Source organism: Salinarimonas ramus (assembly GCF_014645695.1).
GTDB classification, from domain to species: domain Bacteria; phylum Pseudomonadota; class Alphaproteobacteria; order Rhizobiales; family Beijerinckiaceae; genus Salinarimonas; species Salinarimonas ramus.
Genome location: NZ_BMMF01000011.1, coordinates 212,290 through 220,490 on the forward strand (window position 1 = coordinate 212,290; position 8,201 = coordinate 220,490).

Below are 8,201 nucleotides of genomic sequence, written 5' to 3' on the forward strand. Positions count from 1 at the left end.
GCAGGGCCACCACGCCGCCGAGCTCTCGATCGTCCTGGTCTCACCCGCCGCCTTCCTGAAGATCGCGTCGCCGGCGCCCTAGTCGCAGGCGATCGGGTACGTGTGCACGGGTCGTCTGCGCATCTCAGACGAACACCGCGTCGAGCAGCGCCCGATAGTCGTCAGCCGTCAGCGGCCGGGGATTGGTCGCGTGGCTGTGGTCGGCGAGGGCGCCGCGCACGACCGTGTCGAGCTGGTCCGCGCGCAGGCCGAGCGTGGCCAGGCCCGCGGGAATGCCGAGCCTGCGGTTGAGCCCGTCGAGCGCGTCCTCCAGCGTACCCGCCTCGATCTCGAGCGCCTTCTCGATGCGCGCGATCTTCGCGGGCGCGGCGGCGCGGTTCAGCCGCATGACCGGCGGCATCAGGATCGCGTTGAGCGTGCCGTGGTGGAGGTTGGGCGACTTGAGGGCGCCCAGCGCATGGGAGAGCGCGTGCACCGCCCCCAGGCCCTTCTGGAAGGTCAGGCCGCCCTGCAGCGAGCCCATCATCAGCTCGCTGCGCGCGGCGAGGTTCGAGCCGTCGTCGAACGCCTTGAGGACGTTCGACCAGATCCGCACGGCGCCGTCGAGCGCGATCGCCTCCGCCGGCGGGTTCTCGCGTGGCGAGAGATAGGTCTCGAGGCAATGCGAAAGGGCGTCGAGCGCCGTCGCCGCCGTGAGCGCGGGCGGCATGCCGAGCGTCAGCTGCGGATCGCAGATCGCGGCCTTCGGGATGAGGTGGGGGCTGACCAGGCCGAGCTTGCGCCCGTCCGTGAGCGTGATCAAAGCGGCGCGCCCGACCTCCGATCCGGTCCCGGCCGTCGTCGGAACGGCGATCACCGGCGCCACGGCGGCGGTGATCGCCGTGAGCCCGCCCTCGATCAGCGCGAAGCGCGACATCGCGCCCTCGTGGGTCGCGAGCAGCGCGACGCCCTTGGCGAGATCGATGGGCGAGCCGCCGCCGACCGCGACGACGCCGTCGCAGCCGTGCGCGCGGTAGGCCGCGACGGCCTCGAGCGTCGCCTCCTCCGTCGGGTTCGAGGGAACGTCGAGGAAGGTCGGCAAGCCCGCCGGCAGGAACGGCGCGACGGCATCGAGCAGCCCCGCGGCGGCGACGCCGCGGTCGGAGACGAGGAACGGCCGCCGAATGCCGAGCCGCTCGAGCCGTCCGGGGATCTGCGCGACGGCGCCAGCGCCGAACTCGATATCGGTGAGATAGGTGATGGCGGCCATCTGCCGGCGACCTTTCGTGGATGGGAGGAGGAGCTGCGGGCGCGCTCGCGCGGCGCGTCCGGGGATCGGAACGGCTTGGGAAAGGGGCCGGGCGCGTGCCCGGCCCCGGACCGTCAGCGGCCGGCGGCGATGGCTTCGCGAGCCTGGCTCACGAGATCGGTGCCGATCGTCTCCGTGAAGCGCTCGACGACGGGGGCGACGCGCGTGCGCAAGGTCTCCATCTCGCTCTCGGGCAGGCGCGTGATCTCCATGCCTTGCTCCGCGAGAAGGCCCGTCAGGCGCTCGGCGTCATTGCGCGACAGCCCGCGCTGGTACTCGGCCGATTCCTGCGCCGCCTCCCGGACGAGGGCCTGATCCTCGGCGGAGAGGCCGTCGAACCAGCGCTTGCTGGCGAGCAGCACGTAGGGCGTGTAGACGTGGCCCGTCAGCGTGAGATGGTCCTGCACCTCGTAGAACTTGCTCGCGTAGATCAGGCCGACGGGCGTCTCCTGGGCGTCCACGGCGCCGCTCTCGAGAGCGGTGTAGAGCTCGGGATAGGGCAGCGGCACCGGGTTCGTGCCGAGAGCCTCGAAGGTCGCGATGAAGAGCGGGTTGGGAATGACGCGGATCTTGAGGCCCGCCATGTCCTCGACGCTCTCCACCGGGCGCAGCGCGTTCGTCATGTGACGAAAGCCGTTGTCCCAATAGGCGAGCCCGACGATGCCCATCTCCTCGAGGCGCGCGAACAGAGCGTCGCCCACCGGCCCGTCGGTGACGGCGTCGACCGCCTCGAAATCGGGGAAGAAGAAGGGCAGGTCGAAGATCAGGAACTGGGGGATCGTTCCGACGAGGTTCGAGGTCGGGCCGACCATCACGTCGAGGAAGCCCGCCTGCAGCGAGGACTGCATCTGCGGCTCGTTGCCGAGGACGCCGTTGGCGAAGGTCTCGATGGTGATGCGCCCGTTCGTCTTCTCGGCGACGAGCCCGGCGAACCGGATCGAGCCTTGGCCGACCGGATGCGCCTCGATCGGCACGTAGCCGAGGCGTGCGTCCTGCGCGAGCACCGGGCCGGACGCCAGGGTGGCGCTGGCGAGAGCGAGCATGGCGAGCATCTTCTTCATGAGCTTTCCTCCGGATTGTTGATTTTTCAGTAGAACCAGGATGCCGGAACGGTCACGAGCTCCGGAACCAGGACGAGAAGGACGATCACCGCGATCTCGGCCACGAGGAACGGCAGGATCCCGCGCGTCGCGGCGCCCATGGAGATCCTGCTGATGCCGCACACGGTGTTCAGCACGGCGCCCACCGGCGGCGTGATCATCCCGACCGCGGCCGTCATGAGGAACACGACGCCGAAGTAGATCGGGTCGATGCCGGCGGCGACGACGACGGGCATCAGGAGCGGCACGAGGATCGTGATCGCGGGCGTGAAATCGAGCACCATCCCGATCACGAAGACACCCAGCACGATCGTGCCCATGAGGAGCTTCGGGTCCGCCATGAAGGGCTGGAGCAGCGCGACGAGCTGCCCCGGAAGGCCCGCGATCGTGACGAGGAAGGCCGTGACGCTCGAGGCGGCGATGAGCAGCATGATCACGGCCGTCGTGCGGGCCGCGGCCAGGATCGCGGCGTGCAGCGTCGCGAGCGTCATCTCCCGGTAGACGAGGAGGCCGACGACCATCGCGTAGGCGGCGGCGACGACGCCGGCTTCTGTGGGCGTGAAGATGCCGAAGCGAAGCCCGCCGATGATGATGACGGGCAGGAGCAGCGCCCACACCGCGGAGCGAAGGTTCGCGAGCACCGCCGCGCGCGGCTGCTTGGGCAGCGTCGCGGTCTCCTCCCCGCGCGAGACCCACCACCAGGCGACGACGAGGCTCGCAGCCATGAGCAGACCCGGCACGATGCCCGCCATGAAGAGCCGGATGATGGAGATGTTGGCGGTGACGCCGAGCACGACGAAGCCGACCGACGGGGGGATGATCGGCGCGATGATGCCGGTCGCCGCCATCAATCCGCTCGCGCGCTCGATCCGGTAGCCCGCCTCCCGCATCAGCGGGATGAGCATCACCGCGAGCGTCGCCGTGTCGGCGATGGCGGAGCCCGAGAGGCTCGCGAGCACGAGCCCCGTGCCGATGACGACGTAGCCGAGGCCGCCACGCAGATGGCCGAAGAGCGAGAGGGCGACGGCCACGATCCGCCGCGAGAGGCCGCCCGCGTTCATCAGCTCGCCGGCGAGCAGGAAGAAGGGGATCGCCATCAGGGGATAGCTGTCGGCGCCGTCGATGAGCTTCTGCGCGAGGATCTGCGCGTCCACGTGACCGAGCTGGAACATCAGCGCGAGCGCACACAGCATCAGCGCGAAGGCGATCGGGACGCCGATGCCGATGGCCCCGAAGAGGGAGCCGAGGAAGACGAACGCGGTCATCGCGGCACCTCGCCCGTGCGCGGCTCGCCCTGCTTCTCCTCTTGCTCGGCCGGAGCGGACCAGGTGGCCGGCAGGTGCCCGCGCAGCGCGCGAACGAGGTTTACGACCAGGATCAGCGCCATGAAGGCGGCGGCGACGAGGCCCGCCGCGTACATCAGCCCGACCGAGATGCCGGAGATCGGTGCGCGGTTGTTCCAGTTGAGCACCGTCTGCGACCAGCTCCCCTGCCAGAGCAGCACGCAGATCCAGAGCATCAGGCCGTGGGCGAGGAGAAAGCAGGCGACGCGCGCCTTCGCGGGCAGGCGCGCGACGAGCGTGTCCACGCTCATGTGCGCGCCCTGCGCCAGGGCCGCGACGCCGCCGACGAAGGTGATCCACACGAAGATCAGCCGCGACACCTCGACGGAGAACGGGATGCCGGAGCTGAAGCCGTAGCGCAGCACGACGTTCCAGAAGACCATCAGGCTCATCACGCTCATGCCGACCACCAGCAGGTGGTCGAGCAGCCTCATGAGCCACCGCAGCGGCCAGGACATCGTTCCTCCCGGGCGCTGAGCGCCTCTCGTATCGCGAAACGGAAAGTCCCTTCTCCGCCGGGGCGGAGGCTCGCTCGGACGTGCCGCCTCTTTCTTTGCTTTGGCGCGAGCCTAGCGTTGGCATCCGGCTTGGGCTAATCGAGTGTCGGGATATCGGTATGACGGATAGGAATATCGGATGCTGCCCGACATCGAGCCGATGCTGGCGCGGCTGAAGCTTCGCCACTTCCGCCTGCTGACCGCCATCGACGACAACGGCTCGCTCCTGCGCGCCGCGGAGGCCGTCGGCATCAGCCAGCCCGGCGCAACCAAGGCGCTGCAGGAGATCGAGGACGCGATCGGCCACCCGCTCTTCGTGCGCACGAATCGCGGCTTGCGGGCCAACGAGCTCGGTCATTGCGTCGTGCGCTACGCCCGCCTGATCCAGCAGGACGTCTCGCATCTGCGCGAGGAGATGCTCGGGATCCTGGATGGGCACGGCGGGCGTCTCGCGGTCGGCACCATCATGGGTGCGGTGCCGCTCCTCACCCACCACCTGACCCGGCTCATGGATCGCAACCGCGCGATCCGCGTCGAGCTCGTGGAGGACACGAGCGCCAGCCTGCTCGGGCTTCTCGACGCGGGACGGCTCGAGATCGCCATCTGCCGCACGAGCGTCAGCGCCCGCCCCGAGAAGTACGTCGACGCCCGGATCTGGGAGGAGGAGCTCGCGGTCGTCGCCAACGTCCGCCATCCGCTCGCATCGAGCTCGGCGACCTTGCGCGACCTCGCCGAGAGCACCTGGATCGTCTACGCGGCCAACATGCCGATGCGGCTTTATCTCGAGCAGGAATTCAAGGCGCAGGAGCTGCGCTTCCCGACGAGCCTCGTCGAGACGACCTCCGCCTTCGCCACGCTCGCCCTGCTCCAGCGCAACCCGGATTTCGTCGCGCTCCTGTCGACGGAGGTCGCCAACGTCCTGAGCCGCACGCAGACGACGACGATTCTACCGGTGCGCTTGCCGGCGCGCAGCGAGCCCTACTACCTCGTGCGCAGCCGGAGCCGAGCCCTCTCCCCGATCGCGGCGCGGTTCTGGACGGACGTCGTCGCGAACCCCGGGGAGCACATCGACTGATCCGTGACGCCGACGACGCGACCCAGCGCCCGGCGGTATCGCGCGCCTCGGCCGCCTTCGCGTGGTCCACCCCCCATTGGCGTGTCATGCGGCCGGACGACGGCGGGGTCCTCAGCCGGGCGCGGGCCTCGTCATCCGCACGAGGGCGTGCGGCCGGCCCTGGTCGTCCTCGTCACGGCGTTGCGTCTCGACGAAGCCGACCCGGGTGTAGAATGCCCGAGCGCCCGCGTTCTGCGCGTAGACCTCGACCTCCAGGAGGCCCTGCTTTCGAGCCGCATGCGCCACGAGCGCGGCGCCGACGCCGCGGCCGTGTGCGGCGGGATCGACGAAGAGACCGCCGACAAACGCATCGAGGAGGGCGACGAAGCCGACCACGCGCCCGTCCTCCTCGGCGACGTAGGTTTCGGCCCGAGGCATGTAGACGTCGCGCACGAGATCGGCGTCGGCGTCGAGCGCCTCTCGGCCGAGGAACGGATGCCCGACCTCGGAGGCGGCGCGCCAGATGGCAAGGCAGCGCTCGAGGTCTCGGGCGGCGTCGTAGGGACGGATGTTCACGGGACGTGCTCCGATGAGAGAGGGAGCGAGCGACGGGGTCGTGGCCGCGCGAGAGCGCACGCCGCCGAGCGCGGGGGCGGCGAGGCGATCCGGTCCTCGGGGACGTTCACACCTACTGTAGGGTCAAGCGAAGTGCTTCGCTCCGCTCATTGATCGAGAACCGCTTTTTCTCGCTCTGTGACACAAACCTGTGCGGCGAATTTGCTCAAAGCTCATCACTTTCCACCCAAATTCCTTCGCACACAAATCAATTGCAATTCGTGTAGGCACACCCGCTAGTCTGGACATGGCGAAGTATAGCGTCTTCAAACGTGAAAACGCAACCAAAAGATAAATCACGATGAGTTTTTGCAATAAGGCGGACTTCTGTTCGGTTGCGCGCTCACGGGAAGTGCGTATACCTTCTCAAGGTTAAGAACGATCGAGATTTCACCAAAGTATATATTGCTTCGGGGCTCTTGAAGCAACCCATAGAGGCTGAGCGTGTCCAAGAATTGGATCGAGAGGAATGGAGCCGTGCATGGCGGCGTGCCTGTCATTCGCGGTACCCGAACAACCGTCTACTCGGTTCTCGCACGGGTGAACCGCGGCGAGACGCTCGACGAACTCGTCAAAGAGAACCCAGACATTCCGCGCGCAGCCTTCGAGGCAGCCGTCACCTTTGCTCGAGCGTACACGGTCGAGCATCCCACGAGCTTCTCAGACGCGCTGATGAGCGAGGGGTTTGAACCGACCCAAATTCGGCTGGTGATCGCACCTGAACGAGCGGCACCCCGCCCTCGCCTCTGGCAGCCTGACGGCGTGCCAAAGGTCGACCCCATCCGGCAGGATCGCAGCTTAACTGGGCCCCATAACGACATCAGCGAGTAGCTTTGAAGGTCCAACGTTTGGTGGAGTAGGTCATCCGCCGATCTCGGCAGCAGCTATCGGTCGCGCGAAAGCGTGTGAAGGTCAGCCAGAGGAGTTCCGTTCATGTCTTTCCATCGGCGTCGCTCATCGATAGCAGCAACGTTCTCGTAGTTCTCCACTTGATAAACGCTTGGCGCGTCAATGCGCGCCGCATCGCTAATCGCCGCCACATCTGGACCGAGATCATTCGTCGCAGCCAGAATGACTGGTCCGACGCCATGCTCGCGTGGCTATTTATTAGGCCGTTTTATTGCTACTTCACAAGGCTCTTTCCGTGGACATCCCCATTGCGTGTCTGAGGAGTAACGCCTACTTCGGCAGCGGCACGCAAGATTGCCGATGAGATGACCAGCTCTCACGCTTCCCCGTCCCAGACGCGACCGTTCCAGCCCGATATGGCCTTCAGTCCACCAAAGGTATGGTCTTTCGACATCGAAAGGCACGGCAGCTCAATAGCAGTTGCGCGATTATCCTGTCGGGTACTTTCGTCATGCGCTCCACTCGGCAAGCTCCGGCTCGCTCACAAACTCGAGAAAATTCGGTATGGTCGCCCTCGAAACGACAACCTCCAGGAGGCCGAGCCGAACGCGCCGACGTTTCGCCGGAACGAGCGGCACGACAGGAACACCGCCGTGGGCAATGATCACCTCTTCACCCCGCTCGGCGGCGGCAATCAACTCGGATTGAAATTTGGGACACCTCAGCGAGGCCGGGCCGCGACGTAGACGAGGGCTGCACTCAGCTGCTCGTCGCTGAGCCGATAATCCTCCTTGAGCTTCTCTCGATCGACCCCTCGCGCAAGGGCAGCCGCCACGGGGCGCACCAGGACACGGGTGCCGCGGAAGGTCGGCGCGCCGGCCTGCACTTCGTCGTCCTCATCGATATTTTTCCGGGCCGCTTCGAGCCCGCAAACGCGTGACGATTGAGCCAGCGACGTGGGTCAGGTCCACTTTGAGAGGCAGAAAAGTCTCGGGCACGATCACCACGCCCATTGCTTCGACGGGCTTCTGCAGCAGTTCGGCCTCGAGATGGCGCCTCAGCTTGGTACGCACCGCTGCAGCGACGTCCTTGGCCAATAGTTGGTCTGCTGCGATGATAAGCACGGCCTGGGGACTAATCGTCCAACCACGTGGGCGGCGCTCGATGTACGGCCGCGCAAACCGGGCGCGGTCGATCGCCCTTTCAACGACCGCCGGCTCAAGTCCAGCGACGTAGGCTGCTTCGGATTTGGATAGCATCTGAATCTGAACCAGAACAGATCTTGCCTACTCAAAAGAGACGTTACGGCGGGAAGAGCTCTTCCGCAAGGTCAGGTTTAGTCCCTTCGCTTGGTCGTGTCCCCGATGGTGGTGTAGCTCGACGGGAGCGGAGCCGTCCGGCCGCGCGCCCTCCATAGCGCCGTAGCGGACGGACGGCTTCGCGGGTGGTCATCGA

9 protein-coding genes are annotated in these 8,201 nt (G+C 66.9%); 2 read left to right on the forward strand and 7 right to left on the reverse strand.

Features of this window, described 5'->3' with window-relative positions; all coding sequences use genetic code 11:
• Positions 1 to 124 precede the first annotated feature (124 nt).
• The 4 genes from gbd to IEX89_RS18240 form a co-directional block, all read right to left on the reverse strand.
• Entirely contained in the window at positions 125 to 1,249 is a 1,125-nt protein-coding gene (gbd, locus tag IEX89_RS18225; protein ID WP_188914674.1) for a 4-hydroxybutyrate dehydrogenase, read from the reverse strand.
• Between the two features lie 113 nt (positions 1,250 to 1,362).
• Positions 1,363 to 2,349, reverse strand: coding sequence for a TRAP transporter substrate-binding protein (locus tag IEX89_RS18230; protein WP_188914675.1), 987 nt, complete (start codon positions 2,347 to 2,349; stop codon positions 1,363 to 1,365).
• 26 nt (positions 2,350 to 2,375) lie between these two features.
• A complete protein-coding gene (locus IEX89_RS18235; protein WP_188914676.1) occupies positions 2,376 to 3,653 on the reverse strand; it encodes a TRAP transporter large permease in 1,278 nt (425 codons plus the stop codon).
• The gene (locus IEX89_RS18240) at positions 3,650 to 4,189 is read right to left on the reverse strand and encodes a TRAP transporter small permease (protein WP_188914677.1); all 540 of its coding nucleotides are present in this window, start codon (positions 4,187 to 4,189) and stop codon (positions 3,650 to 3,652) included. Before IEX89_RS18240 ends, IEX89_RS18235 begins: the two co-directional genes overlap by 4 nt.
• A gap of 178 nt (positions 4,190 to 4,367) precedes the next feature.
• Here IEX89_RS18240 and IEX89_RS18245 point away from each other — a divergent pair, with 178 nt between their 5' ends.
• Positions 4,368 to 5,303, forward strand: coding sequence for a LysR family transcriptional regulator (locus IEX89_RS18245; RefSeq protein WP_188914678.1), 936 nt, complete (start codon positions 4,368 to 4,370; stop codon positions 5,301 to 5,303).
• A gap of 111 nt (positions 5,304 to 5,414) precedes the next feature.
• Here the strand turns inward: IEX89_RS18245 and IEX89_RS18250 are convergent, their stop codons facing one another.
• Positions 5,415 to 5,858, reverse strand: a complete 444-nt coding sequence (locus tag IEX89_RS18250) for a GNAT family N-acetyltransferase (RefSeq protein WP_188914679.1) — start codon at positions 5,856 to 5,858, stop codon at positions 5,415 to 5,417.
• A gap of 483 nt (positions 5,859 to 6,341) precedes the next feature.
• On the opposite strand from IEX89_RS18250, the gene IEX89_RS18255 reads away from it, so the two are divergent.
• A complete protein-coding gene (locus IEX89_RS18255) occupies positions 6,342 to 6,728 on the forward strand; it encodes a DUF433 domain-containing protein (RefSeq protein WP_188914680.1) in 387 nt (128 codons plus the stop codon).
• Between the two features lie 739 nt (positions 6,729 to 7,467).
• Here the strand turns inward: IEX89_RS18255 and IEX89_RS24790 are convergent.
• Both IEX89_RS24790 and IEX89_RS18265 read right to left on the reverse strand, forming a co-directional pair.
• Entirely contained in the window at positions 7,468 to 7,632 is a 165-nt protein-coding gene (locus IEX89_RS24790) for a DUF433 domain-containing protein (RefSeq protein ID WP_188914681.1), read from the reverse strand.
• A gap of 10 nt (positions 7,633 to 7,642) precedes the next feature.
• Positions 7,643 to 8,005: a hypothetical protein gene (locus IEX89_RS18265; RefSeq protein ID WP_188914682.1), complete on the reverse strand. Its 363-nt coding sequence runs from the start codon at positions 8,003 to 8,005 to the stop codon at positions 7,643 to 7,645.
• Positions 8,006 to 8,201: the final 196 nt, after the last annotated feature.

Coding starts and splice junctions, on each gene's coding strand:
- IEX89_RS18265 (WP_188914682.1), bottom strand. CDS start 8,005: ATGCTATCCAAATCCGAAGCAGCCTACGTCGCTGGACTTGAGCCGGCG.
- IEX89_RS18230 (WP_188914675.1), bottom strand. CDS start 2,349: ATGAAGAAGATGCTCGCCATGCTCGCTCTCGCCAGCGCCACCCTGGCG.
- gbd (WP_188914674.1), bottom strand. CDS start 1,249: ATGGCCGCCATCACCTATCTCACCGATATCGAGTTCGGCGCTGGCGCC.
- IEX89_RS18235 (WP_188914676.1), bottom strand. CDS start 3,653: ATGACCGCGTTCGTCTTCCTCGGCTCCCTCTTCGGGGCCATCGGCATC.
- IEX89_RS18240 (WP_188914677.1), bottom strand. CDS start 4,189: ATGTCCTGGCCGCTGCGGTGGCTCATGAGGCTGCTCGACCACCTGCTG.
- IEX89_RS18245 (WP_188914678.1), top strand. CDS start 4,368: ATGCTGCCCGACATCGAGCCGATGCTGGCGCGGCTGAAGCTTCGCCAC.